The following is a 24,742-nucleotide window of genomic DNA, read 5'->3' on the forward strand; positions in this document are numbered from 1 at the left end:
CGGTCACGCTCTCCACTTTCATATTTCCGGTGGTCAGCGTGCCCACGCGGTTGAAAAGCAGCATGTCGCACTCGCCCAGATCCCACATGACTTGCTCGTCGCGGAACAAGATGCCGCGGCTGATCGCGCGCGCCAGCCCCAACCGCGAGGCCAGCGTCGTAGAGATAGCCAGAGACACCGGCCCCACACCCGTGAGCACCGCCAAACTTGCCGCCAGCGCACCCGCCGCGTCCTTCATGATGAGGAACCAGTTCAGGAAGCACATCACGGCCAGCACAATCGCCCACGGGACCAGCAGCGATGCCGACCTGGTCGCCGTGCGCGTCGCCATGTGCTCGGCGTAATCACATTCCTCAACCCAGCGGTGCATGGCCGCCAGACGCGTCGTGTGCCCGGATCGATCAACACGGATCTTCAGGGTGTCGCCCATATTGCGCCCACCAGCGTAAATATGGGAATTCACCTTGACGACGGTCCGGTTACTGTGCCCCGACACCGGCCCCGGACTAATTAACGACGACCCACCGACGACAACCCCGTCGACGGGAATGATGTCCCCCGGCGCGACCAGAATGTCCTCGCCAGGGTGGAGTTCCGCGGCGCTGACGGACTGTTTCCGTGGCCCGTCGGCAGTTCGACGAATGACGGTGACCATCATCCCCGAATCCACGTTATGCGTGGACAGTAGCTCCATGCTGTGCAGGCGGTTGCGTCGTGACAGGAGCCGCCCCAGGAGGACCAGGGTGGTCGCTCCGCAGGCGACGTCGAAAAAGACTTGCGGTTGGTGCTGGAAGACGAGCCATTTGGGTGGCGACGTCCAGTCACCCTGTGGCCGCATAAAAACGACGGTGGCCACGGACCACACGTAGGCCACGGCGACGGCCAGCGAGGTGGCGGAGTCGAGCGCGGCCATTTTGCGACGGAGGCCGCCGACAGCTGCCCGGTGGAAGGGCCACGCACAGTAGGACACGACGGGCAGCGCCAACCCAGCCGACACCCACTGCCAGTATGGAAACTGCAGCCGCGGGAACAGGGCAATCGCCACCACGGGCACAGACAACGCGACTGCCACGATGAGCCGCAGTTTCGTGATCAAGGCGCGCGCCGTAAACAACGCCTCCATGTTGTCCGGCTTCTTCACGCGGAAGGGGTGGCGGGACAAGAACGACTCGTTGTGCCGACGATGCCGGCGTCGTTTCCGCTCTTTCCTCTCCTGCTCAGCCTCGGATTCGATGACCTGGCGGTACACGGATCCCAGTTTCTTGACGGCACTCACGCCGCTGGCCTGGAGGATCGAAATGATGTGATCCACCGACATCGAGCTCGGTGCCGACACCCACGCCGTCGACGGGTTGCCGTAGACAATGCGCGCGGTCACACCGTCGACATCGGAGAGCATCTTTTCGATATCGCCCGCGTGGACAGCGTCCTCAAGCCCGTCCAACTCCAAGGTGAACGAGTGGTATGACTTTTCTTCGTCCTCGTCATTCAGCAGACCGGTGTGCCGACGCTCAACGCCCAGATCGCGGGCAGCATCGACGGCCGCCTTGATGGCGGTTTCAGACTTCTCCAGGGACTCCGGGTCCGCGGGAAGTAGCGAACCATCCGCGGCGCGTCGATTATTACGGGGCGAGTACTTCCCCGAATAGGAACCATAGGGGCGACGGTGTCGTGGGAAATCTGTCGGGGGCTCGCCCGATGCAGGCTTCTTGGGTGAGCTATCTGGCGTGTGGTCGTCGACAGCCGATTTTTTTACTGCCATAGCGAGCGAACTCCGAAATACGATCGTGCGGACGGCTGGACCATACACATCACAGCGATGGCCAGAAGAACAGCGATGAGGGCAAGGACAAACCCGCCGACGTGGATAACGAAAGCCATGATATTAAGAGCAATTCCGCCGGCCGTCAATGCGATCAGAACGACCCGGGCACGTCGGTTACCTGCCGACATGGGGGCGACGGCGAAACCGATGGCGCACCCCAGAAGAACATTGGCAATGCCGACTATCCGCATATTTCGTTCCCACGCGTGAATGAAGTCAGAGTCCTCATGGCCGGTGTAGTGGGCGCTAGCTAAGATCAGGCCGGCCAGAACCATCAGCACCGCAGCGATAATAAACACCCACCGGGCCGCTGTGACCATAGGTGGGCGTGGTTGACCTCCTGAGGGGGAGGTGGGCTCACTATCGGTGCTGGACATCGGCATACTTGTACCTTACGTGCCGATACCGTCTCTGTACTATTTTCAGGCGCTACTTTCGGGCGCTCGCATCGCCCTAGTTCCCGTCGCCCGAGTTACCAGAGTCATCCTTGGGGGACGTTCCCCGCAGATAATCCGATGCTGGCGGCCGGGTAGAGAACCAAATACCCACCGCCGACAACACAGCCGACGCAATGCCTAGCGATCCTGTTGCCCATACGAACATATTGGACCCGACGTCCGGCACCGCGAATGCACCGCTCACGCCGTTCACAATCAGGTAGGCGGACCCCAGGACCAAGAGGAACCGCGTCCACTTCTTCCCCTTCACGAATTGCCTGATCAGGAGAACAGCAACCAAGCTGGCCACAATGTAGAACACGGCAATCATCACCCCGCTGACCGAGGCGATGGCCGAATTACTGACATCTTCCGTGGACATGCCATACATATCTTTAGCCTGTTTGATGGCGGTATCCAGTATCGACGGGTTCGCAATGACCTCGATCCCGGTCAGCACACCAAGAATCGCCTGCAGGAGTGCGGTCCACATCCACGCTGTCCGCGCATCCTTCACATCTTGAGGCGGCTCGGGCTGCTTTTTCTTGTCATCATTATTGTTCGAGGACGGCGACCCGGTCACGGCCTGCGGTGGCATCCCGTACCCACGGTTCGCGTCATCCGGGCTGTATCCGCCGCTCGCGTTATCGGGGCCGTACCCGCGGTTGGAGTCTCCTGGGTTTTGTGCTCCTCCCGGGGCCGGGGCACCTCCAGGGAGCGGATCGCCACTGACACCTGGTTCTCCCGGGGTCGGTTCACCTAAGCCCGACGACCCCGACTGGTCGGGTGTCGACGGCGGAGCAGGGTTCGGCTGTCCCGGCGTTGGCGCAGAACCCGAACCTGGTGTCGGCGTTGATCCCGGCGTCGGGCCCGAACCAGGTTGCGGCCCGGATCCCGGCGCGGGCGACGCACCAGGGGTGGTTGCCATCCGCAGCGTCGGGGACAGATGTGTGTGCTCAGGTGAAGCCATAAATTCCTCCAATATGGGGCGGCAAACTACCGCAGCGGAGCATGGGGTGACGGGTGCGCGCAAACCGCGTGACTTAGTTGTCCTTCAACCAGTGGGCTACCTCAGTGGCATAGTACGTGAAGATCATGTCCGCGCCGGCCCGTCGGATAGAAGTCAACGATTCCAGCACGATGCGTCGCCTATCAATCCACCCCTTCTGCGCGGCGGCCTCAATCATGGAGTACTCACCGCTGACCTGGTACGCAGCTACGGGAACGGGCGAGAAATCCGCAACCTCGCGAACGACATCCAAGTACGCCATGGCCGGCTTGACCATCACCATGTCCGCACCTTCGTCGATATCCAGCTGCACCTCAAGCAACGATTCACGCCGGTTCGCAGGATCCTGCTGGTAGGCCTTCCGATCGCCCTGCAGTGAGCATCCCACAGCATCGCGGAACGGCCCAAAGAATGCCGACGCATACTTCGCCGAGTACGCCATAATCGACACATCCTCATAGCCAGCGTCGTCGAGACCACGTCGGATCTCCGCGACCTGCCCATCCATCATTCCGGACGGGCTGACAATGTGCGCCCCCGCCTTGGCCTGCGATACCGCCATTTTCACATACAGCGGCACGGTCTTGTCATTATTAACGACGACGGTCCCGTGCTTATCTTCCGTCAGCACACCGCAGTGGCCGTGATCGGTGAATTCGTCCAGGCAGGTATCGGCCATGACCAGGATGCTGTCGCCGAATTCCTTGCGTACCGCGGCGATTCCGCGGTTGAGGATGCCGTCGGGGTTCCAGGCCTCGGACCCTTGGGCGTCTTTCTCCTCCTCGAGGGGGATACCGAACAGGTCAACGCACCGCACGCCGGCATCGCGCGCCTCGCGAACGGCGTCGATAAGAGAAGACACGGTGTGCTGATACTGCCCCGGCATGGATGGGATTTCTTCCGGCTGGTCAATACCGTCGCGGACAAATAACACCTGGATCAGGTTAGCCGGATCTAAACGAGTCTCTGCAACGAAATCCCGCATCGTCGCCGACGTCCGCAAACGGCGGGGGCGACGTTGAAGACCTAAGCTATTGCGGGATGGGCGGTTCGTGCTCTGAGAGGATTCGTTAGTTTGTGACATGCGCCCCAGGGTACTACGTGGTCCCGACACGCTACTTACGAGGACTTTTTCTTCTTCCGCACTTTCCTAGGAGGCGGCAGCTGCCCCGCCGCGCGCAAACCTGCCACATGTTCAGCGAGCGCGTCCACAAGTTCGGGAACCCCGGCTTCTTCCGGCACGACGTCAACGCGCAGGCCACATTCTTTCGCGGTCGCTGCCGCCATCGGGCCAATGCACGCAATGATCGTGCGCTGGTGAGGTTTCCCGGCAATCCCAACAAGGTTCTTCACCGTCGACGACGACGTAAAGCACACTGCGTCGAACCCGCCGGACTTAATCATGTGGCGGATATCGGCGCTGGGCGGGGCCGCGCGAACGGTACGGTAGGCCACCACATCGTCCACGTCCCAACCCAAGTCGATGAGGCCGTCAACCAGAACGTCGGTGGCGATATCCGCGCGGGGAAGGAAAACCCTGTTCACGGGGTCAATATCGGCATCATAGGGCGGGAAAACATCCACGAGTCCCGACGCGGAGCGTGCATTGGCCGGCGGCATGAGCTCGGGATTAATGCCCAGGTCCGTCACGGCCTTGGCCGTTTTCTTCCCGACGGTCGCGATGCTCACACCAGCGAAGGCGCGAGCATCCAGGCCGATCGCGGTCAGTTTCTCCCACACAGCTTTCACCGCGTTCACCGACGTGAAGACGATCCACTGGTAGCGCCCGTCAACCAAGCCCTTGATGGCGCGTTCCATTTGGGCCGGGCTGCGCGGGGGCTCCACAGAGATCGTCGGCACCTCCCACGGGATCGCACCATGTTGAGCCAAGCGGGTGCTCATCGGCCCTGCCTGCGACTTCGCTCGGGGCACCAACACCGACCAGCCGTACAACGCCCGGTTTTCCCACCACGAATACTTGTTGCGCGCACCGACCTCGACGCCAATAGTGACCACCAAATGACCTGGCAGATCGCCCTCGCACGATGTCAACGTGCCCAAGGTGACGTCGTAGGTTTTCTGCAGTCGCGTGGTGCCGTTCACCGTGACGGTGGCCGGCGTGCTTTCGGGCAGACCGCGGTCCACCAGCCGGGACTCGATGACGGGGAGATCCTGCGCCTCCGCCTGGAGAACCAGCGGCTGGGGTGCCTGAGCAAGACGATCCCACGTCGCGGTATCGTCGCTACCCGTCACATCCGTTTCGGTAAAACTCGAACCAACAGCGATACCAGCGAAGGACGGAACCGTCGAGGGAACCGACATTCCCGGAACAACCTGGAAATCAGCATCGTGAGCAGCAACAGCACTAATTTCCGCCAACACCGAGGTGTTACCCAACGGGTTGCCCGCGACCAGGCGAATAACGTCGGTACCCGTGGCAGCCTGAGCCAACATGGCATCGGCCGTCGCCTGCGGGTCACTCTCGGGGCTGCGAATATTCGCCGCCGTCGGGGGCGGAGGGGGCGTTGGCCGTCGGCGAGACCCTTTTGCTTTCGCTTCCTCCACCATCCGAGCAAACTCTTGCTCGGCTTCCTCTACTTTTTCGCGCGGGACGGGGACATCATGTCCCACGAGGCGGCAAATAGATTCACCGACGCCGTCATCCACCCATGCGTCCGCAATAGATGTCAGAACTTCTCGTGCGCGCACCGTTAAGAGGTCAGGGTTACCGGGGCCGGCACCGACGAACAGGATGCGCCCTGGAGTCGAGTTGGTCATGGAGATCCTTTAAAGCGGGGTCGAACCGCGGCTAATTTTGACTAAAAGAGAATAAATCCTACTACGTGCTCAATCCAAAACGACGACACCCTCCGACATCACAGACAGGGGCTAGTGCCCGGCCGACGGAGGGCCCCACACCGGCGCACTCACATCAAATCCATCGCGCCATGCGCACGTAGATACTCCGCTGCTTGGTGGCCAATGTCCTCGGTTGGTTCGCCTTCGGAACTCCACGTCACACGCTCAGAACCGTCCACCGCGAACACGCCCGCGCGGAACGAATCCTCCGTCGCGTAGGCACCCACGGGGGCGGTACACCCCGCGTTCAATGAGGCCAAGACGGCACGCTCCGCGATAGCCCGACGGTGCGACATCTCGTGATCAAGCACACGAATCGCATACAGGGCTTCATCGGAAGAATTCTCGTTCCCCTCAGCGACGGCCTCCACCGCAAGCGCACCCTGCGCCGGAGCGGGCAGCACCGTGCCCACATCCAGCGTTTCCGTCGCCTCCCCCAGGCGACCAAGACGCTCCACACCGGCACGCGCCAAAATCACCGCGTCCAGGTCCTTCTCTAACCGCCCGATACGCGTATCGACGTTGCCGCGGATGGGCACGACGGTGCAGTCCGGCCTCAGCGCCCGGACCTGCCCCATGCGCCGCGGAGCGCCGGTTCCAATCGTCGACCCGGCCGGCAAGTCCGCCAGCGGAATCCTGTCGCGGGAGAACACCACGTCACGGGCGTCGACCCTGGGCGGAACGGCCAAACGAAAACGCGGGTCAGGTGCCGTCGGCAAGTCTTTAAAAGAATGCACAGCCAACGAGCACTCACCCGCGGCAAGTGCCGTGCGGAGTGTCTGCGTGAACACTCCGACACCGATCCGTGCAACAGGAGTACCAGCACCCTGTGACGCGTCCCCCGGTGTATGAACTGTGAATAGTTCAGCTTCTAATCCGGCGGAAATCAGCGCGTCCCGGACGTGCCCAGCTTGGGTTAATGCAAGCGCGGAACCCCTGGTGCCAATACGAATCATGAATGCCCTTTCTTCACATCCGATCCATCATGTCGCAGCCCCATGATCGCGCCCATACCGCGAGGGTCAGCGGGATCAGGCAAGGCCATAGGAACAGCGTAGTTGGTCAATGACGAATCTGGTTGCGGCACAGAGGGCTCGGGCCGTCCTTCGGCCGCCGACGGGTATTCCACATCGTCCAGGCCGAACAAGTCCCGGATCGCATCCGAATAGGTCATATCCGTGTGGCCAGCCAGTTTCTTGAGCTGGACCGTCGGCGTGTGCATGAGCTTGTCCACGACGCGCTTCATGGCACTGTGGACTTCTTTGCGTTCCTTCTCGCTCAGGTCCGGGGTGCGGGAATCGATCCGGTCCAGCTCACTGCGCAAAATGTCCGCACCGCGACGGCGCAGCGCCTTCACCGTCGGCACGACATCTTGGCTGCGAATGCGCTCGACGTACGACCGCAGTTCCTCGGCGACGATGGACCGTGCCAGTGCAGCCGCATCATCGGAAACGACGCTGGGCTGGGCGCTTTCTGGCAACCCCTGGTTGTGCTTGACGACGTCGCTCTGGTCCTCGAGGGCAGCGCGACGCTCTTTCTGCATCGTGTCGATATTCAACACGGTCACGCCCGGGCGAGGAGCGCACACGACGTCGCGAGGAAGAGACAGGTCACAAATGACGAGGTTGGCTGAGGTTGCGGACGAATCCCCGTGATGCTGTTCCGCGCGAGCCGCGAGAGCCTGGTCAACCATCGGAGTATCAACCAACGGGTCCAAGGCTCCAGTAGCGGTGACGACGATATCCGCGCGGGACATCTCTGTCACAAGGTCGGATAGATCGGTCGCATCTGCGGATACACCCACTTCACGGGCGTGGGACGCCACATTCTGCGCGCGACCGAGCGTGCGGTTAGCAATGGTCATCGACGCGCCGAGACGGCCAAGATGCGTCGACGCTAACGAGGCCATCGCACCGGCCCCCACCACGAGCGCGTGACGGCCGTCGAGGTTGTCAACCCCCATCGCGTCCAGGGCCTGGCGAACGGCGAAGGACACCATCGACGGGCCTTCGTCGTCAATATCGGTCTCGGCATGAACGCGCTTGCCTGTGCGCAGCGCACGATGTGCCAATTCATGCAGCCCGTGCCCGATAGTGCCGTCCTCTGTGGCGCTGGCGTAGGCGTCGCGAATCTGGCCAATAATCTGCTGCTCCCCCACAACCATGGAGTCCAGGCCGGCAGCAACGCGGAGCATGTGTTCCACGGCGGACTCGGCGTACCGCACATATAAGTGCGGGAACAGTTCCGACACCGACGCGCCCGAATACCGCGAAATGGTATCGACGATGTGCTCCACCGTGGGGTGGAAACCCTCACACACCACGTAGAACTCTGTGCGGTTGCACGTGGAAACGATCAATGCCTCAGAAATAAACGGCTCAGTTAGAAGGTCCGCCGCCACCTTAGGGCGGTCCTCCGCACTTACCGTAGCCCGCTCCAACAAGGAAACAGGTGCACATCGATACGACATGCCTACGAGCACAATGCTCACGAAAGAACCTCCTCGCAGGGGATCCCCGCTCTTCTCTGTGCGGGTGCCGGACTGTCCACCAGCGCAGAAGCCACCGGAAGGGTCGTCATCCTTACGGAACTCTCTGAGCTAGCTGAGCGCCCCACTCGGCCCGTTCGACAGGCCAACCAGGGCACCCCGGGAGTCTCTACTAGCAGCTGTAGTAACAGGGGTAACACAGCTGATCCCACATATTCGATTAAACACCGTATCCGCTTTGCCCCTTCCATGACAAAGAAAGCGGTTATTTACGGCGTGTGGGCCACACATGAGGGGGTAAACGGCCAGATTTTGGAGGTATTCCACAACAATTCGGGCAACCCCGGTAAGGACAGGCAAAAGTTTCATAAAACCGGGCGGGGGTGGGCGGCACTACTCATTGCCGACGGCGGCCATCTGCGGGACGCGGTGTTCACGCCCGACGTCCTTTACCTCCGACGGCACCTCTCACGCTTCGAGAGCGGCGATAAGGTCCTCGTCGTCAATCTCCCAACACGCAATTTCGTCGTCGTCAACAAGGACGACCGGAACACGATCCCCGAATTCCATCGCCAAGCTGGTGTCGGAGTCAACGTCCGTCACCACAAACTCGGCACCCCAGCGTTGGCAAATCGGGCGAATCTGCTCCGCAACACGTCGGCACGATCCACATGATTGCCTGACCATCAGCTCAACCTGATGCATATACACGTCCTCAGATACGACAAAAGCCGGCCCCGGAGGCGAAGACCCGTGCAGTCACGGTTCCACCTCACCCGACAGGTCGGCTTTGGCGAGAGCTCCTCACGGAGCCCGGTTTACTTACCGAGCTTCCTACGCTGAACGCGGGTGCGGCGCAGAAGCTTGCGGTGCTTCTTCTTGGACATACGCTTGCGGCGCTTCTTAATGACAGAACCCATGAGGAATCCTTTATCGATAGTGAACAGTTTCTCGCCTACGCACGAGGCAGACACGAATGGCCACCACTCTACCGGCCACGACGTGCTAAAACCAAAAGTGAAACGTAGGGCGTATCTGCCACGCAGTGTCCGTCACAGACATATTCGCTGGTGGGGGTGAGACTTTTCTAGCCTCACCCCTCGCAACCAACGAGTAGATCGCGTGCGACTAGATCGCTTTGTAGTGCGACTCTTTAAGGTACTCATCCACCGCAGACTCGTGCACCCGGAAGGAACGCCCTACGCGAACAGCCGGAAGCTCACCGGCGTGGACCAGGCGGTACACGGTCATCTTGGAGACTCGCATAATGTCTGCAACTTCAGCGACCGTCAGAAACGATCCGTTTTCTGCATGGCTCATACTCAGTTTTCTACCTTTCGGCACGCCGCGCTGCAGGCTTCCCCTCCCGCAGGGTGACACGCACGTGCTTAGACCAGCTTAGCGTGAATGATGTGTCATAGCGATTATAGGGGGACACAACGTGTTAATTGTGCAGTTAAGAACACCTATGGAACCGATGAGAACCCATGAGCATCATGGGACGAGTGTGAAACAAAGCAACCCAATTGGATTACTTCTGGATTGCTTCACGCCCCTAACTCTCACCGTTTATTTGTCGTCTTATTTTTCGTGGCTTCCGAAGACGTCTTAGTTATCGCCCGAATTATCCGACTTCGACGCCGGCTTCCCCAATTCCTCAGACTTCTTCGCACATGCTTCCATCGCCCGGTAAAAGGCAGTGCGCAAGCCGTTCTCGTCGAGGGCGCGGGTCGCTGCACTCGTCGTCCCACCTGGCGACGACACATTCGCGCGAAGCTGTACAGGGTCGGCCCCTTCCTGCGTGGCCATCGTCGACGCGCCCAGTGCGGTTTGTGAAGCCAACTCCTTAGCTAGTTCGCGGGGCAGCCCCAAGTTGACGCCGGCATCCGTCATGGCTTCCAGAACGAGGAAGAAATAGGCCGGGCCCGATCCGGACACAGCGGTTGCCGCGTCCATTTGCGATTCTTTAACTTCCGCGGTGTAGCCCAGCAGTCCGAGCAGGTCAGAGACTGTTTCCAGTTGCTCGTCAGAGACGAAGCGGCCCCGCGCGATCACGTTGACGCCCTTGCCCACGAGCATGGGAGTGTTGGGCATCACGCGCACAATAGCCGTCCCCGCGGAGGCGATCCCTTCCAGCGAGGACAAGGTGATTCCTGCGGCCATGGACACCAGGATCGTGTCCGTGTCGTTGTGGTCAACAACATCCGCGATGTTTTCCACCACGCCGAGGGTGTCGTAGGGCTTCACGCATAGGAAAGCGATGTCCGCGTTTTCTACCGCAGTGGCATCGTCGTCAACGGCGGTAACTCCATAGCGCTCTTTGAGTTCGTCGCTGCGCTCTGGGCGTCGATTAGCTACGACAATGTCCGTCGGATCGTAATCGCCGGACAGTAGGCCCCCAATCAGGGCCTCGCCGATCTTTCCTCCACCAATTACCGCGATTTTAGTCATGCACCCAGGGTGCCAGAGTCAACCATGCACGTCCACCGACACCGACGACGCGGGTTCGCTACATGACGACGAGGTACGGGCCGAAGGTCAGCGCGAGCCCCACAACCGCGGCAAGAAGCATGATGAGCTTGTCTTTTTCACGCAGAAGAGCGTGAACCACCCCGACGAACACAAGAGTCATGACGATGGCCAGCAATGCCGTTAGCGGCACCGAGAACCTGTTCCACAAAATGGTGAACCCTTTGAACACGGCCACGCCAGCGGCCAATGCAACGATGATCTGGACGATCATCAAGCCAATGTTCATTTTGTCCGAGGACTCGCCTTTGTCCGAGGAGACACTCTTGCCCGACGATGTGGCCCTGGCCGCAGCCTCGTCCCGGTCTGAGAACTCATCGTACTCATCGGAGTACTCCGACAAGTGATCCGAATCGTCGTACTCTTCCTCTGGCAGGATCCCGTCCTGCTCATCGCGCCGATACACGGGCTCATCGTCGATGCCAGCGCTGTCATCAGAGGGGTAACCGCCGCGCACTAATCCCTGGTTGTCGGGATGTTCGTCGGCGGCTGCGAGGTCCTCGTCGGTAATCTGTTGCAGATTGCGAGTCTCTTCCGTCGACGGAGTTGATGTACGCGACGTCGCCGCCGATAGGGAATCACGCGACTGATCGTCCTCAGCAATGTCGCTGCTAGCGGCTGAATCGTCAGCGTCATCCGCACCCGTAGCCCACGTATCTTCATTCCATACGGTGTCTGCGGCGTCCTCAGCTTCGACGTCGGCTGCATCAGCGTCACTGTCAACGCCGCCGTCAAGATCAGCTTCGTCGTCAATGACGCGCGCATCGTCGGCACTCTGATCAACCGGCTCGACATCGTCGGCACCCTGCTCGTCATGTGCATCATTCTGTGCAGCTCGGGCCCAAGTTTCGTCAGACCACGACGAGTCGCTATCCACGGACTCACTATCGGCTGAGTCGTGATCCACCGACTCACTGTCCACCGACTCGTTGTCCACGGACGCTGAAGTTTCAGCCTCTACCTCATCGACGTCATCAACATCGACGTCCGTCGGCTCTTCATATCCGCCGTTCTCAAGGTGTTCGTCGGTAACCTTCGGAATCGACCCCGTCAGCTCTGCGACAGACACGCCCCCCTGTTCAATGTTCCGGTGCCGTCGAGGGGCAACATCGGCATCGTCAGCCGGTTCCCCAGCTACGCCGGCATTCTTCCGGCTCGCGGCGCGGCGAGCAAGAAGTTCTGCCACAGTTATTTGGTCGCCAGCCATACCGTCCTCTCGACCATCAATGGAGAATGGCCCATTGTTCACGGGCCGGACATTAACGCCCTCAACCCTACCCAAGCGCAGGCCAACAATGAACATATGGCCACATTTTTGGGCCACAAACTACTTTCACTCTTAGGTGTATAAGCCAAATAGTGCCGACAATCAAACGATTACCGACGCTACAACAGCCGCGAATGCCGGCGTCAAGAGGCCACGCGGCCACAACCCGCCTACTGATAGTCAGCCACAAAGTCTGGCGAATCGGTGTAGCGCATAATGACGCCTTCGCGCAGTGCCCACGGGCAAATGCTGATCTCTTCCAGGTCCAGCGCGCGCATGGCTCCCTCAGCCACCAGCGCACCGGCCACAATCTGCGGCGCGCGATCCGCACTGACGCCCTCGAGCTCGGCGCGGTCCTCCGCCGTCATCCGCGAAATAAACGCAATCAGCTGCCGAACACCCGCGCGCGTCAACGTCCGTTTCACTCTGGGGCCAGCCGAACTGGGAGCGGCACCCGTCAGTCGGGCCAATGTCCTAAAGGTTTTCGACGTTCCCACGGCAAGATCAGGGACCCCGTGGTTTTTAATCGTCGCTGCTGGGGCGGCCAATTCCGCGTCGATGTAATCGCGCAGCGCTTTAATCTTCTTCTTCGACGGCGGGTCTTGGTCCAGCCAATCGTGAGTCAACCGGTTCGCGCCCAACTGCACGGAGAATGCGTCTTCGGGGTCTTCGTCCGGCCCAGCGCTGATCTCCAGGGATCCGCCACCGATGTCGAGGTCAATGATTCGCCCGGCCGACCATCCGTACCACCGTCGGACAGCAAGAAATGTTAAGCGGGCTTCATCCTCGCCGGACAGAATTTTTAGTTCGACGCCGGTCTGGTCTTTTACTTCCGCCAGGACGTCGTCGGAGTTGGTGGCGGACCGCACCGCGGACGTAGCGAAGGGGATCATGTCATCGCAACCGAACGTTTCCGCCAGGTCAGAGGCCTCTTTGACCCCTTTGACGAGCTTGTGGCGGCCTTTCGAGTTCAACTCGCCATGCTTATTAATGTGCTCCATGAGCCGCATGGTGGTTTTCCAGTCGCTCATCGCCGACGGTTGGCCACCCTGACGGGCATCAACCACCACGAGATGAACGGTGTTGCTTCCTACGTCTAGTACACCGAGTCGCACGGAACATAACTGTATCAGTGCGATAAACGAACCAACGTGGGTGGCGGGCGGAGTGACGTACCCCCGCCCGGTTACTTAGTCCTTCTCGGGCAAGCCGCCGGCCCACAGTGCAGCAGCGATCAAGCCCGGTTGCCCGAAAAGTCGCAGGAGGCGTTTGCCGTCGGTATCCAGGTTAAATCCGCCGTTCTTCTCGGCGTACTGCCCGACATTGCCTGGGAAAATAGCAATGTAGAAAGCGGCCAACGCGACCCCTACTTTGCGACGCTCCTTGGGCAAAGCTAACAGGCCGAGGCCAAGGCCAATTTCTGCCAAACCAGAGCCGACGACGACCGAATCCTCAGAGAACGGTGCCCAGGACGGGACCTGGTCCTGGAACGTTTTGCGGTTCCACGCGAGGTGCGACACACCCGCCATCGTCATAAATCCACCGAGAGCGAGCCGCGTGACCTTCTGGGAAACTGGCTCTTTTCTAGGCGCATGCCCTGCGTAGAGTTTCTTTGCTCGGGACAGCCGACGCTGAAGTGATTTCTTAGTCATGATGGCTCCTTCGTTGGGCCCTTCGTTGGACCGAAAATTCATTGGACCAGTAAACATTTACCCATCATACGTCCGTCGAAACACTGCGACAGATCCGCGAAATGACACGAAACAAAGGAACGGAATAAAAGGGCCCGCCACAAGATAATCATGCATAATGTCAGAAAGATCTCTGAGGAAGGGTGAGCTTAAACCGATGGGTGACATGACAAGAAGTAGAAAATACGTTCCTCTGCTCAGCGTCGTGCCCGTGGTCGGTCTTTGGCTATCCGGATGCGACCAGGGCGGTGACGAAACGTCCCAAGGCTCACCATCAGCGGTTTCCCCGTCGGTGGCCTCATCGTCGGCTCCCCGCGACACATCAAACAACCACGCGAACATTCAGCCCTCGCTCGACTCCCAGGCAGAGGCCGATCACCATACAGATGGTGACGGCACCGATGGCGACGCCACCGAGGGTGGCCATCGTCGGCAAGAAGACGCACCATCCACGTTGCACGGGACGAGCAATTACATTCCCAATCCCAATCAAATCGGCGGATATTGTGGCACAACCTACGACGGCGATGAGATCAAGGCAGGGGCGAAAACTTCCTGCGGTTTTGCAGGGGCAATATTCACCTCCGCAATGCAGCAGACGTACTCCAAGTGGGCCCCTGACCCGACCGTGACCTCCGTATTGCGCGCTGACTTCACACAAAAGAGCCCGACGACAGGGCAGGAATACACCGTCGTCTGCATTATCGGCAGCGCGCAGGACACCCTTTCTTGTGGCGAAAAAGTCAACGCGACTGGAAGCGATCGTGGCAGTTTCAAGGCTGTTTACCATCGAGGACCTGCTGGAACCTTTGGCCCACGGGTCAGCAAAGAATAGGTGTTCCTGGATGAGCAGGAATCACCTGCATAGTAAAAAGACTTCCTGGTCTCGAGCAGCAGCTCGAGGCCGTTTTTCATTTCAAGGAAGAGTATATCTTCAGTCGTATCGCCCCAGGAAGAACGCAATTTTTGGGGCGCGAAACACCGACGCACGGAGCAAGGAGCCGGCACACGGAAAACTGCGGGGAAGCTACGCCTAGAGCCCAAAAGTGCGGGGGAATACGCGCCCCAAAATAAAAGTGCGGAGGTATATGGCCAATTTTCGGCCATTTTTCGCCCCTATGCCCCCGCAGTTTTCACAACCGACCCCTATATACCCGCGCAGTTTTCCCGCACGCGGACACATTTTTGGCGCAAAACCCCGTATTACGTTTAGGTTCAACCGTCGCTAGATTTTCCGCGTTTTAAGTGATCGCCCGGTCAGCATCTATGCTGAGTGCGCAATGCCCACTCCTAAACCCACCCAGTCCACAGCGCGCACCCGTCCCGTGCGCACCGGCTACCCCGAGGGCACCCTCGCGGACCGTTCCATCCGCGCCGGCATCGAAGTCCCCGCAGACTTCCCCCGCGAATGGTTCTCCTTCCTCAACCCGGACGACGAGGATCACCTCATCACCGTCGATCTCACCTGGCTGCTCTCCGGCTATTCTTGCCGGTTCGGCACCGACGCATGCCCGGGGATCGATTCATCGATGCCCAATGCCGGCTGCTGTGTTCATGGGGCTTTTCTTGCCGACGAAGACGATCACGACGCTCTCACGGATTGCGTGTCCCGCATGCCCTCGAAGTATTGGCAGCTTCGTCCGGAGGGAACGGACGAGTGGCTGAGCACCCGCGATCCGGCGGAGTTGGAGCCTTGGCTGGTGTGGGATGAACTGGATAATGAGGACGGCGAACCAGAACCAGCACTCAAAACGCCCATTGTGGATGGTGCCTGCATTTTCGCGAACCGACCTGGCTGGCCGACGGGCACGGGGTGCGCTCTCCACCAGTGGGCCATGGACACTGGCGAACGGCTGGAATACGCCAAACCCGAGGTCTGCTGGCAGCTACCTTTGCACCGCACGGAGGACTGGGAAACCCGCCCCGATGGCCACGAGATCCTGCACACGACGATTGGCGAATATGAACGCCGCGGGTGGGGCGACGGCGGAGAGGATTTTGACTGGTACTGCAGCGGCGCTCCGGGCTGCCATACGCCCATGCCTTTTCTCCACGGGAAATCCCTGTGGCGTACTCACAAAGATGAGTTGACCGAAATGCTCGGCGAGAGTGCTTACGAGGTTATCGCGGAGCATTGTGAGGCGTTAGAGGAACGGGCTCGGATCGTGATGGAGGCCGAGGGAAAGTCCACCGCCACACAACAAACCCCCGCCACACAGAATTCACGTCGCCCTGTGTCGTTGGGAATGCCGATTGTTGCGATGCATCCGGCAACGATCGCCGGCACACACCCGGCCAACTAAAACCGCGCGGCACCACGCCGCTAAAACCCCACGCCCTTATTCGAATTTGTATCCAAGCCCCCGGACCGTGATCAGATGGTGCGGGTGCGAGGGATCATCCTCCACCTTTGACCGCAACCGCTTCACGTGAACATCCAGCGTTTTCGTGTCCCCCACGTAGTCCAGCCCCCACACACGGTCAATCAGCTGGCCACGGGTCAGCACACGCCCTTCATTCCGCATCAGGTATTCCAGCAGGTCAAATTCCTTCAAGGGCATGCTGATCTCTTTGCCGTCCACCCATACCGAGTGGCGTTCAACGTCCATCCGGACGTTCCCGACCTCAAGAATTTCGTCGTCAAACTGATCAGGCCCAGAGGTCCCGCGGCCACGTCGAAGCACTGCCCGAATTCTCGCGATGAGTTCGCGGGCCGAATACGGTTTCGTGACGTAATCGTCGGCACCCAATTCGAGGCCAACAATCTTGTCCATCTCTGTATCCCGTGCCGTGACCATAATGATCGGCACGCTGGAGCTTTGTCTCAGTTTTTTACAGACCTCGGTGCCGGACATCCCCGGGAGCATGAGGTCGAGGAGAACAATGCTGATCTCGTGCTGGCTGAACTCACGCAGACCCGTCGGCCCGTCCGGGGCGATGATGACATCGAATCCCTCCTTGCGCAGGAGGAATGCAAGCGGCTCGGATAACGTTTCCTGATCTTCGACAATAAGAACACTAGTCATGTGTCGGGAGCTCCAAAGTGAATGTTGATCCGGTTTCCGGCTTACTCCATAGCTTAATGTCGCCGTCGTGGTTTGCTGCCACATGCTTCACAATTGCCAGACCCAAACCTGTACCCCCTGTTCGTCGGGACCGTGCCTTGTCGACGCGGAAGAACCGCTCGAAGACGCGTTTCTGGTCTTCGGGGGCAATGCCGATTCCGCGGTCTGTCACGCGAACATCGACGACCTGCCGCCCTTTGTCGGGGTCAGAGAGCACTTCCCTAGTGACGGTGACCGGTGTTGCTTCCGGCGAGTAGTTGATGGCGTTCATGATGAGGTTGCTCACCGCAGTGACCAGCGAGTTCGTGTCCCCTAGCACGGTGGCTCCGCAGGGAGCGTCGGTGGAAAGTGAGATGTCGTGCGCCTCTGCGGCAAATCGGCATCGCTCGACTGCTTCGTCAACCACGTCGTCGATGCTCAGGACTTCGAAGTCAGGTAATGGTTCCGCGCCTTGTAGCTTGGTTAAGGAGATTAGTTCGGTGATCAATTGGCCCAGTCTTTGGGTTTCTTTCATCACTTTTCCGCCGAAATATTCGACAGAATCGGGGTCATCTTTCGCCTCAAGCAGGGCTTCCACCATTAACGACACTGCTCCGACCGGCGATTTCAGCTCATGCGACACATTCGCGACGAAATCCCTCCGCGCAGTTTCCATGCGCACATTTTCTGAATCATCAATCGCATAAATAACGATGAAACGATTATCGCTGTCGGACAGCAAACGAACGGCGGCTTTCACCGAAAAAATGGGGCGCTCGCGGGTCTGCCGAGCGGACCGCTCCGGGCGGAACACGATCTCACGCGGCTCACCATCCGCGAAAACCTTCAGCGCAGCTCCCCAGGCCGCCCGGTTGATGTGCGTCTTATCCACAATGCCCAGTACCCGGGAAGCATCGTTGGCTAGCACAATGTCTTCATGCTTATCGACGACGACCACCGCGATGGGTGAATTGTCGACAGCCACGTTAAGCACGTCGGCGTAGGTCACCAGCTTGCTCGGCGCCTTAGTTTTAGGTTGCCGGGCTTTAGGTTGTCGCGATGGCGACGCTGATTTCTGAACCCGGGCCGTCGGTTCACGGCCGGGCGTTTCCCCACCTGCGCGGGGTTTCAGCCGCGGGTGGAGTAATTGCACACCAGAGAGAACACGGTGCAATTTGGCCACTGTGAACCCAATGGCTCCCCCGACGAACACACTGACTGCGATGATGATGCCGATTGTCGCGGACACATCATTAAGCGTAGTCGGTCACGCGGGGCGGGCTCCCCCATGCCTCACAACCCCACGGCGAAAGGCCCGGTTTTACTTCGAGCCCTGGTTAGCGACGGCGGCAGCTCCGGCGGCAGCAGCCTCCGGATCCAAGTAGGTTCCGCCGGGGTTCACAACGGAGCCGTCTTCGGCGATCTCGTAGACCAGCGGGATACCGGTCGGGATGTTCAGGCCGGCGATGTCGTCGTCGGAAATGTTGTCCAGGTGCTTGACCAGCGCACGCAGGGAGTTACCGTGAGCGGCGATCAGGACGGTCTGCCCCTTCTGGGCGCGCGGGAGGATTTCTTCCTTGAAGTACGGGACGAAGCGAGCGACGACGTCCTTCAGGCACTCCGTCTTCGGGACCGAGTCAAGGTTGGCGTAGCGCGGGTCGTCGGACTGCGAGTACTCCGCGCCGTCCTCGAGCTCTGGCGGGCGGGTGTCGTAGGAACGACGCCATGCCATGAACTTTTCGTTGCCGTACTTTTCCTTGGTATCGGCTTTGTTCAGGCCCTGCAGCGCACCGTAGTGACGCTCGTTCAGGCGCCAGTCGCGGATAACCGGGATCCACAGCCGGTCGGCAGCGTTGAGGGCAATATCAGCGGTGCGGATAGCCCGTCGTAACAGGGAGGTGTAGAGCACCTCGGGGTGAAGGCCCTTTTCCTTGATGAGCTCGCCACCGCGCTTGGCTTCTGCCTCGCCCTTTTCAGTGAGATCAACATCGACCCAACCCGTGAACTGGTTGGTGGAATTCCACTGGCTCTGGCCATGACGAAGAAGAATAAGTTTTCCGTTACTCATGCCCTCTATCGTGCCACGAATGGCAACACCTTGCCTAGTGTGCCTGGATTATGTCCAGCACACGGGGCGGCGGCTACTCCCCGGCTACTCGTCGGCGACGTAACAGCTACTCCTCAGCAGGCCGGAGCGCCTCGAACGCTTCTAGGTTTCTGGTGGATTCGCCGCGGCTTAACCGCCACGCCCATTCTTTGCGGATGGATTCCTCAAACCCCATCTCAAGCATCCGGTTGAAATCGTTATCCGCCCTGTCCAGCAGCTGGCCCAAGGCTCGATCCAGGTCCTGCGGGCTCAGATTCGCTGGCAGGTATCCGGCCAGGTAGATGTCGTTATTGGCGTCGAGAGTGTAGGCAACACCGAATGTCTTGTTGTTCTTCTGCAACAGGAACCGGTACACGTCGGCCTGTTTTTCCTCGACGGCACGGCACACAAACGCTTCGATGCGCAGGTAATTCTGCCCCGGGATCAGCAGCGCAACGGTCTTCAGCCGCCTAGTGCCGGGCAGAATAACGGCCACAAAGTCCTTGCCCTCGGGGGCGTCATACTCAATATCGGCCTCGTCGAGGAGTTTGATCAGGTCGTTCTTGGTCATACTCCCCATTGTGGCCTCTATGACGCCCCGGCGCGGTCACTTCCGCAACGAACGCGGGGGCCTTTCCGGATTGCGTCCTCATAGATGTCGCTCAGGTGACGCGCTGAGCTGGCCCAGGAGAACCTGGAGGCGTGGGCGGTGGCGTTTTCACCCATCGCGATTCGGCGGTCGTCGTCATCGCACAAGGATTGCAAGGCTGCGGCCCAGTCGGCGGGATCATGGCCGTCGACGAGGATTCCGCTGGTGCCGTCGTCGATAGTGATGGGTAGTCCACCGGCACGCGCTGCGACGACGGGGGTGCCGGATGCTTGGGCTTCGACGGCGACGAGCCCGAACGATTCGTTGTAACTGGGGATGGCGACGATGTCGGCGGCGCGGTAGACGCTGGCGAGGTCCTCTGGTGGGCGGGGTGCGAGGAATCGGACGATGGGGGCGATGCCGAGGTCGCGCGCGAGGTCTTCGAATTCGGTGGGCCGCGCGAGCCCGTTGCCGGATGGGCCGCCGCACATGAGGACGCGTAGTTCCTGGTCGGGGCGCTTTTTCATCATGTCGGCGACGGCCCGCAGGAGAACTTGCGGCCCTTTCAATCGCTGCATGCGCCCGACGAACGCGATGACCGTAGCGTGTAAGGGCACACCGAGTTCGCGTCGGCTGCGTTCGGTTGCGCGGTCGGATCCGGGTGAGAATTGTGTGACATCGGCACCGGGGAGGACGACGTCGATGTGCTCGGGGTCGGCGTCGTAGTGGAAGACCAGGTTGTCTTTGCCCGCCTCGGTATTGACGACGAGGCGATCCGCGTTGTCCACGATTTGTTGTTCACAGATGCGGCGTGATTCGGGTTCGGGGCGGTCACCCGTGGCCAGCGCGCTGTTCTTCACCAGCGCGAGGGTGTGCGCGGTGTGGACCTGTGGGACTCGCCATAGATCGCGGAGAAGCCACCCCACCTGTCCGCTCATCCAATAGTGTGAATGAATGAGCGAGTAGGACACTTTTTCACATTGCGCGAATTCGATGATGCCGCTGGTAAAAGCGACCATTTGTGTGGGCAGTTCCTCTTTGCTGAGCCCCTCGTAGGGCCCGGCAATGATGTTAATGAGCCGCACATTCGGTGCGAGCTGCACGATTTTCCCCTGGCTGGAGCGTGTGGCGCGAGTGAAAATGTCAACCTCGTAGCCCAGTGCGCCGAGTTCTAATGAGGTGGATCGGATGTAGACGTTCATTCCTCCGGCATCACCGACCCCCGGTTGTTCAATGGGGGAGGTGTGCATCGAAATCACGGCGATCCGGCCGCGAGGTGTAGTGCTCATGCTTTCAAGAGTGGATGAGATTGCCACACCGTGCAAGCGTCGCGTGGGTGCTCCGGCCTCCTGGTACGCGGGTGCTCAGGCCGGGTCTGCGAAACTCTCCCCACCCGTGATAGTTTTGGGTATAAAAATTTTTATCAGGGGGTGGTTCGCGTTAGGGTGAAAACTTACCTGAATGTCCTCACACGAGATATCGACACCAGAAAGAACAGACATGGGAGCAACCGACGACAAAGCCTGGCTACAGTACTACCCCGATTGGACCGGCCACGAGCTGGATTATGAGGGCATGACACTGTCCACTATTTACCGCGACAACCTGGCTAAATTTGGCAACCGACCAGGCGTTTCCTTCTTCGGTGCCGAACAATCGTGGAAAGATGTCGACCAAGACGTACGTCGGGCTGCAGCCGGACTCTACGCGCTCGGGGTGCGTCGGGGCGATCGCGTCGCGATCCTCATGCCCAACTGCCCCCAGCATGTCCACGCTTTCTTCGCCTGCATCATGTTGGGCGCGGTGCCCGTCGAACACAACCCGCTCTACACCGCCCCGGAGCTCAAAGGCCCCTTCGCGGATCATGGTGCTCGCATCGCCATCGTGTGGGACAAATCGGTGGAAATGGTTGAAACTCTCCGCAGGGATCCGCACACCGCTCTCGACACCATCGTCTCGGTGGACATGACGAAGGCCATGCCCCTGCACTACCGCATTGCGCTGCGCATCCCGCTCCCACCACTGGCCACCATGCGGAACAAGCTCACGACCTCCGTCGACGGGACCGTGCCCTGGGAAACACTGGTGTCCGACGGTTTAGGTGGGGACGGATCCACCATCGAACCCTATGAGGCGGATCCCGACGACCCCGCGCTGATCCTGTACACGTCCGGGACGACGGGCGCGCCGAAGGGGGCAGAGCTCCGCCACCGGAACTTGGTGGCCAATGTCGTCCAGGGCAAGGCGTGGGTGCCCGACCTACGCCCCGGCAAGGAAACGTTCCTTGTCGCTCTGCCCATGTTCCACGCCTATGGCATCACGATGAATATGCTGTTCGGCCCGTTTATTGGTGGCGCCAAGCTCATTTTGCTGCCGACGCCGGACATGAAACTGATCATGTCGATCATGAAGAAGCAGACGCCGACGTGGCTGCCCGGGGTGCCCACCCTGTACGGGCGTATCGCTCAGGAGGCCGCGGAGAAGGGTATCGACATCCACGGGGTGCGCAATTCGTTCTCGGGAGCGTCGTCGCTGCCCGTGTCCACCGTCGAAAAGTGGGAAGCTCTGACCAAGGGGCACCTCATCGAGGGCTACGGGCTGACGGAGACCTCGCCGATTATCGCCGGAAACCCCATGACCGACGATCGACGCCCCGGGTACGTCGGTATTCCGTTCCCCGACACCATCATTCGTATTGCGGACAAAGATAATTTGGACCGCACCATGCCCGACGGTGAAGCCGGCGAGCTGCTGGTCAAAGGCCCGCAGGTTTTCTCTGGCTACATCAATGCCCCCGAGGCCAACGCGAAGAGTTTCCACGACGGCTGGTACATCACCGGTGACGTGGGAATTATGGAGCCCGACGGGTTCATTCGGCTGGTCGCGCGGACCAAGGAAATCATCATCACCGGCGGGTTTAACGTGTACCCGCAAGAGGTGGAGGACGTTCTGAACCAGCACCCCGACGTGGAGGATTCCACCGTGGTCGGCCTGCCGCGCGAGGATGGGTCAGAAACCGTCGTCGCTGCTATCAGCCTGGAGCCCGGCGCGGCCCTGGATCCCGAGGGGTTGAAGGATTACTGCCGGAAGTCTCTGGCCCGGTACAAGGTGCCCCGCACGTTCTACCACTTTGATGATCTTCCGCGGGATCAGATGGGCAAGATCCGCCGACGCGATGTCCGCGATGACATCATTGAGCGCTCGAAGCGGAGCTAGAACGTCCGGTCTAAAACCCCACCCACACTGGCTCGGGTTCCAAGCTCACGCCGAACACGTCCCGGACGTGATCCTGCACGGCGTGGGCGAGCTCGACGATATCCGCGCTGCTCGCTCCGCCGCGGTTCGTCAAGGCCAGCGTGTGCTTCGTCGACAATGACGCAGGAGCATGCACGTGAACTTTCCATCCTTTCGTCAGCCCCGACTTATCGATCAACCACGCGGCCGACAGCTTCACACGATCGCCGACGGGGAACGCTGGCATCGATTCCGCGATGTCATCCCCACACCGCTGGCGGACAGCCTCGCGGATAAGAGGGAGGGCGTCCGCGTCGATAATGGGGTTAGTGAAGAAAGAACCCGCTGACCAGGTGTCATGATCGCTCTCATCGAGAACCATGCCCTTCCCGTGACGCAGCTGGAGGACCGCCTCACGCACCGCAGCAGCTGGCCGGCGGGCACCACCCTCCTGGGCCGATTCTTCCGGGGTCACCCCCAAGCGCCGGGCCAACTCGCCATAGCGAAGCGGGGCCGACACTCCCCCGGGCGTCAATTGGAACTCCACGGCCGTCACCACGGCCCGCCGGGTGAACTTGATGTTCGAGTAGCGGTAGGCCAGGTCGAGGGCGTCGGGAGTGACCCACTCCTGTGCACCCGGCTCGTGCTCATCATCGCCGCAATACGTCAACAACACGCGCTGCAGCACCGAAGACACCTCAACGCCATACGCACCCACATTCTGCACCGGCGTCGCACCGACCGACCCCGGAATTCCCGACAGACACTCCAATCCGCCCAAACCCGATGTCACAGTCGCGGCCACGAGGGCATCCCACTCGACGCCGCCGAAACAGCTCACCGTGCCCTCGTGAACGTCCATCATGACGGGTGCTAGCTGCGATTCGTCATCGTCGGGATCGTCCAAAATAGGCCGGCGAACCATCAGATGAACGGCAATCAGCTCCTCGACCGACGGGCTCTCCGCGACCACCAAGTTCGATCCACCACCGACGACGATCCACGGCACCTGAGCATCAACGACGGCTTTCACCACTGTGGCGACGGCGCCGGGGGTTGTCACCTCGACGACCGCGCGCGGAGTACCGCCGATGCGCAACGTCGTTAAGTCCGCGAATGACTTCCCGCGGACAACGGACACACCAACGGTCGCGTCCAGGCGCTCCAGGAGGTCATCGGTAGAATCCTGCTGCGGACTCGTCGGTAAAGAACTCATCTGCTCAGCCTTAGTGTCGGATTGGTGGGCTGCCGTTCAGCCCCGGTTGACTCGTGACAGTACGGCCCCTCAGTCTACGATCACTATCGACGAGTGGGTAGTACCACATCCCACCACCGCTAACGACGCTTCAAACGCACTTCTGCTGAACCGCACCCCCTATGGACAAACCCTCGACCCCACATGGGAATCGCCGCCATCCCGACGCTGGGACGCCCGACGCTGGGACGCGGAATCTGCGCGCCCATAATGTCCGCACCCCATCGTGGAGCGGGAATGGGCCCGTCGGCACGGTGACACGTGGAACGACGGGGATTAACCGGCTGCGGCGATGCGACCGATGGGTGGTCCACAACGCGGACCTGCGCCACGCGCTCCTCCGTGCGGATAGGCCCCTGGCCGTGGATGTTGGGTACGGCGCGAGCTGGACAACCACCTGCGAGTGGGCCGCCCGTTTGCGCACTATTC

Annotated in this window: 23 protein-coding genes and 1 pseudogene; 4 read left to right on the forward strand and 20 right to left on the reverse strand. The window is 60.3% G+C overall.

What is annotated here, in order from left to right; genetic code table 11:
• From Q3981_RS02445 to Q3981_RS02510, 14 genes are all read right to left on the reverse strand, one after another.
• Window positions 1-1,762: HAD-IC family P-type ATPase (locus Q3981_RS02445; RefSeq protein WP_303123519.1), on the reverse strand; the 1,762-nt coding region annotated here is incomplete at its 3' end.
• Window positions 1,753-2,208, reverse strand: coding sequence for a hypothetical protein (locus Q3981_RS02450; RefSeq protein WP_303123521.1), 456 nt, complete (start codon window positions 2,206-2,208; stop codon window positions 1,753-1,755). The genes Q3981_RS02445 and Q3981_RS02450, both read right to left, overlap by 10 nt.
• A 70-nt stretch (window positions 2,209-2,278) precedes the next feature.
• Window positions 2,279-3,232, reverse strand: a complete 954-nt coding sequence (locus tag Q3981_RS02455; RefSeq protein WP_303123523.1) for a hypothetical protein — start codon at window positions 3,230-3,232, stop codon at window positions 2,279-2,281.
• A gap of 73 nt (window positions 3,233-3,305) precedes the next feature.
• On the reverse strand, window positions 3,306-4,355 hold the full coding sequence (hemB, locus tag Q3981_RS02460; RefSeq protein ID WP_303123525.1) for a porphobilinogen synthase: 1,050 nt from the start codon (window positions 4,353-4,355) through the stop codon (window positions 3,306-3,308).
• 35 nt (window positions 4,356-4,390) lie between these two features.
• Entirely contained in the window at window positions 4,391-6,049 is a 1,659-nt protein-coding gene (locus tag Q3981_RS02465; protein ID WP_303123527.1) for a uroporphyrinogen-III synthase, read from the reverse strand.
• Between the two features lie 149 nt (window positions 6,050-6,198).
• Entirely contained in the window at window positions 6,199-7,086 is an 888-nt protein-coding gene (gene hemC, locus Q3981_RS02470; protein ID WP_303123529.1) for a hydroxymethylbilane synthase, read from the reverse strand.
• Window positions 7,083-8,621 carry a glutamyl-tRNA reductase gene (locus tag Q3981_RS02475; protein ID WP_303123531.1) on the reverse strand — a complete coding sequence of 513 codons (1,539 nt, stop codon included), beginning with the start codon at window positions 8,619-8,621 and terminating at the stop codon, window positions 7,083-7,085. The genes hemC and Q3981_RS02475 overlap by 4 nt, the downstream gene beginning before the upstream one ends.
• A gap of 465 nt (window positions 8,622-9,086) precedes the next feature.
• The gene (locus Q3981_RS02480) at window positions 9,087-9,323 is read right to left on the reverse strand and encodes a glutaredoxin family protein (protein ID WP_303123533.1); all 237 of its coding nucleotides are present in this window, start codon (window positions 9,321-9,323) and stop codon (window positions 9,087-9,089) included.
• A 113-nt stretch (window positions 9,324-9,436) separates the two neighbouring features.
• Window positions 9,437-9,538 (reverse strand): AURKAIP1/COX24 domain-containing protein, encoded by a 102-nt coding sequence (locus Q3981_RS02485; RefSeq protein WP_003402602.1) that lies wholly within the window; start codon window positions 9,536-9,538, stop codon window positions 9,437-9,439.
• A 208-nt stretch (window positions 9,539-9,746) separates the two neighbouring features.
• Window positions 9,747-9,938 (reverse strand): helix-turn-helix domain-containing protein, encoded by a 192-nt coding sequence (locus Q3981_RS02490; RefSeq protein ID WP_012732517.1) that lies wholly within the window; start codon window positions 9,936-9,938, stop codon window positions 9,747-9,749.
• 288 nt (window positions 9,939-10,226) lie between these two features.
• Window positions 10,227-11,069 carry a pyrroline-5-carboxylate reductase gene (proC, locus tag Q3981_RS02495; RefSeq protein ID WP_303123537.1) on the reverse strand — a complete coding sequence of 281 codons (843 nt, stop codon included), beginning with the start codon at window positions 11,067-11,069 and terminating at the stop codon, window positions 10,227-10,229.
• A gap of 58 nt (window positions 11,070-11,127) precedes the next feature.
• Entirely contained in the window at window positions 11,128-12,450 is a 1,323-nt protein-coding gene (locus tag Q3981_RS02500) for a hypothetical protein (protein WP_303123550.1), read from the reverse strand.
• A 134-nt stretch (window positions 12,451-12,584) separates the two neighbouring features.
• On the reverse strand, window positions 12,585-13,529 hold the full coding sequence (locus Q3981_RS02505) for a Ppx/GppA phosphatase family protein (protein ID WP_303123555.1): 945 nt from the start codon (window positions 13,527-13,529) through the stop codon (window positions 12,585-12,587).
• A gap of 75 nt (window positions 13,530-13,604) precedes the next feature.
• Window positions 13,605-14,066: a hypothetical protein gene (locus tag Q3981_RS02510; RefSeq protein WP_303123558.1), complete on the reverse strand. Its 462-nt coding sequence runs from the start codon at window positions 14,064-14,066 to the stop codon at window positions 13,605-13,607.
• A gap of 157 nt (window positions 14,067-14,223) precedes the next feature.
• Between Q3981_RS02510 and Q3981_RS02515 the strand changes: the two genes are divergently transcribed.
• Both Q3981_RS02515 and Q3981_RS02520 read left to right on the forward strand, forming a co-directional pair.
• Entirely contained in the window at window positions 14,224-14,940 is a 717-nt protein-coding gene (locus Q3981_RS02515) for a hypothetical protein (RefSeq protein ID WP_303123560.1), read from the forward strand.
• A gap of 445 nt (window positions 14,941-15,385) precedes the next feature.
• Window positions 15,386-16,408, forward strand: coding sequence for a hypothetical protein (locus Q3981_RS02520; protein ID WP_303123562.1), 1,023 nt, complete (start codon window positions 15,386-15,388; stop codon window positions 16,406-16,408).
• Between the two features lie 36 nt (window positions 16,409-16,444).
• Here the strand turns inward: Q3981_RS02520 and Q3981_RS02525 are convergent, their stop codons facing one another.
• The 5 genes from Q3981_RS02525 to mshA all read right to left on the reverse strand — a co-directional run bounded on the left by Q3981_RS02525 (window position 16,445) and on the right by mshA (window position 21,113).
• Window positions 16,445-17,131, reverse strand: a complete 687-nt coding sequence (locus Q3981_RS02525; RefSeq protein ID WP_303123564.1) for a response regulator transcription factor — start codon at window positions 17,129-17,131, stop codon at window positions 16,445-16,447.
• Window positions 17,124-18,398, reverse strand: coding sequence for a sensor histidine kinase (locus Q3981_RS02530; RefSeq protein ID WP_368410053.1), 1,275 nt, complete (start codon window positions 18,396-18,398; stop codon window positions 17,124-17,126). The genes Q3981_RS02525 and Q3981_RS02530 overlap by 8 nt, the downstream gene beginning before the upstream one ends.
• A gap of 72 nt (window positions 18,399-18,470) precedes the next feature.
• Entirely contained in the window at window positions 18,471-19,217 is a 747-nt protein-coding gene (locus tag Q3981_RS02535; protein WP_012732526.1) for a phosphoglyceromutase, read from the reverse strand.
• 106 nt (window positions 19,218-19,323) lie between these two features.
• Window positions 19,324-19,806, reverse strand: a complete 483-nt coding sequence (locus tag Q3981_RS02540; RefSeq protein ID WP_303123567.1) for a YbjN domain-containing protein — start codon at window positions 19,804-19,806, stop codon at window positions 19,324-19,326.
• A 17-nt stretch (window positions 19,807-19,823) separates the two neighbouring features.
• Complete coding sequence (gene mshA, locus Q3981_RS02545) at window positions 19,824-21,113, reverse strand: D-inositol-3-phosphate glycosyltransferase (protein ID WP_303123569.1); 1,290 nt, start codon at window positions 21,111-21,113, stop codon at window positions 19,824-19,826.
• Between the two features lie 211 nt (window positions 21,114-21,324).
• On the opposite strand from mshA, the gene Q3981_RS02550 reads away from it, so the two are divergent.
• A complete protein-coding gene (locus tag Q3981_RS02550) occupies window positions 21,325-23,040 on the forward strand; it encodes a long-chain-fatty-acid--CoA ligase (RefSeq protein WP_303123607.1) in 1,716 nt (571 codons plus the stop codon).
• A gap of 10 nt (window positions 23,041-23,050) precedes the next feature.
• Here Q3981_RS02550 and Q3981_RS02555 read toward each other — a convergent pair whose 3' ends face one another.
• Window positions 23,051-24,274, reverse strand: a complete 1,224-nt coding sequence (locus tag Q3981_RS02555) for a UDP-N-acetylmuramate dehydrogenase (RefSeq protein WP_303123572.1) — start codon at window positions 24,272-24,274, stop codon at window positions 23,051-23,053.
• A gap of 161 nt (window positions 24,275-24,435) precedes the next feature.
• Here Q3981_RS02555 and Q3981_RS02560 point away from each other — a divergent pair.
• Window positions 24,436-24,742 (forward strand): annotated as a pseudogene (locus Q3981_RS02560) (class I SAM-dependent methyltransferase); the annotation flags it as partial.

Source organism: Corynebacterium sp., from assembly GCF_030530965.1.
Lineage (GTDB): Bacteria > Actinomycetota > Actinomycetes > Mycobacteriales > Mycobacteriaceae > Corynebacterium.

Coding starts and splice junctions, on each gene's coding strand:
- Q3981_RS02490 (WP_012732517.1), bottom strand. CDS start 9,938: ATGAGCCATGCAGAAAACGGATCGTTTCTGACGGTCGCTGAAGTTGCA.
- Q3981_RS02465 (WP_303123527.1), bottom strand. CDS start 6,049: ATGACCAACTCGACTCCAGGGCGCATCCTGTTCGTCGGTGCCGGCCCC.
- Q3981_RS02555 (WP_303123572.1), bottom strand. CDS start 24,274: ATGAGTTCTTTACCGACGAGTCCGCAGCAGGATTCTACCGATGACCTC.
- Q3981_RS02480 (WP_303123533.1), bottom strand. CDS start 9,323: ATGCATCAGGTTGAGCTGATGGTCAGGCAATCATGTGGATCGTGCCGA.
- Q3981_RS02520 (WP_303123562.1), top strand. CDS start 15,386: ATGCCCACTCCTAAACCCACCCAGTCCACAGCGCGCACCCGTCCCGTG.
- Q3981_RS02485 (WP_003402602.1), bottom strand. CDS start 9,538: ATGGGTTCTGTCATTAAGAAGCGCCGCAAGCGTATGTCCAAGAAGAAG.
- Q3981_RS02515 (WP_303123560.1), top strand. CDS start 14,224: ATGTCAGAAAGATCTCTGAGGAAGGGTGAGCTTAAACCGATGGGTGAC.
- Q3981_RS02525 (WP_303123564.1), bottom strand. CDS start 17,131: ATGACTAGTGTTCTTATTGTCGAAGATCAGGAAACGTTATCCGAGCCG.
- Q3981_RS02500 (WP_303123550.1), bottom strand. CDS start 12,450: ATGTTCATTGTTGGCCTGCGCTTGGGTAGGGTTGAGGGCGTTAATGTC.
- Q3981_RS02550 (WP_303123607.1), top strand. CDS start 21,325: ATGGGAGCAACCGACGACAAAGCCTGGCTACAGTACTACCCCGATTGG.
- Q3981_RS02450 (WP_303123521.1), bottom strand. CDS start 2,208: ATGCCGATGTCCAGCACCGATAGTGAGCCCACCTCCCCCTCAGGAGGT.
- mshA (WP_303123569.1), bottom strand. CDS start 21,113: ATGAGCACTACACCTCGCGGCCGGATCGCCGTGATTTCGATGCACACC.
- hemC (WP_303123529.1), bottom strand. CDS start 7,086: ATGATTCGTATTGGCACCAGGGGTTCCGCGCTTGCATTAACCCAAGCT.
- Q3981_RS02510 (WP_303123558.1), bottom strand. CDS start 14,066: ATGACTAAGAAATCACTTCAGCGTCGGCTGTCCCGAGCAAAGAAACTC.
- hemB (WP_303123525.1), bottom strand. CDS start 4,355: ATGTCACAAACTAACGAATCCTCTCAGAGCACGAACCGCCCATCCCGC.
- Q3981_RS02540 (WP_303123567.1), bottom strand. CDS start 19,806: ATGACCAAGAACGACCTGATCAAACTCCTCGACGAGGCCGATATTGAG.
- Q3981_RS02535 (WP_012732526.1), bottom strand. CDS start 19,217: ATGAGTAACGGAAAACTTATTCTTCTTCGTCATGGCCAGAGCCAGTGG.
- proC (WP_303123537.1), bottom strand. CDS start 11,069: ATGACTAAAATCGCGGTAATTGGTGGAGGAAAGATCGGCGAGGCCCTG.
- Q3981_RS02455 (WP_303123523.1), bottom strand. CDS start 3,232: ATGGCTTCACCTGAGCACACACATCTGTCCCCGACGCTGCGGATGGCA.